Here is a 298-nt window from a genome sequence, read left to right as displayed (position 1 = left end):
TTCAGCCAGGCTTGCATCCGGGTATCGGAATTTAGCCTGGGTGATGGCCTTGGCAATGTTGCGCTGTTGGCGTTGTGTATAGGCTTCTTCGACTGCAGCGAGGAAAATGTCTTCTGGTAGCGCATCCGCATAGGCCTCGTCGTTGACAACCTCGTAGAAGATGTCAGCGAAGGTCGATACGCGAAGCTTGCGCATTTTTGCCCGCACAATCTCGTCGTCGATGCTGCTCATGATTTTTCACACTCCTTCTAGTTTTCGTAGTGGTCAGCAGGCCGGATAAAGACGGCATCGGCCACCT

Annotated in this window: 1 pseudogene; it reads right to left on the bottom strand. The window is 53.0% G+C overall.

The features are described from left to right. A pseudogene (locus tag HMPREF2724_RS01650) lies at positions 1–231 on the bottom strand (ATP-binding protein); the annotation flags it as partial. Between the last annotated feature and the right edge of the window lie 67 nt (positions 232–298).

This window comes from Corynebacterium sp. HMSC071F07, assembly GCF_001810285.1.
Taxonomy (GTDB): Bacteria; Actinomycetota; Actinomycetes; order Mycobacteriales; family Mycobacteriaceae; genus Corynebacterium; species Corynebacterium simulans.
The sequence above is the reverse complement of the archived record's forward strand: the minus strand, read 5'-3'. Positions and strand labels throughout refer to the sequence as shown.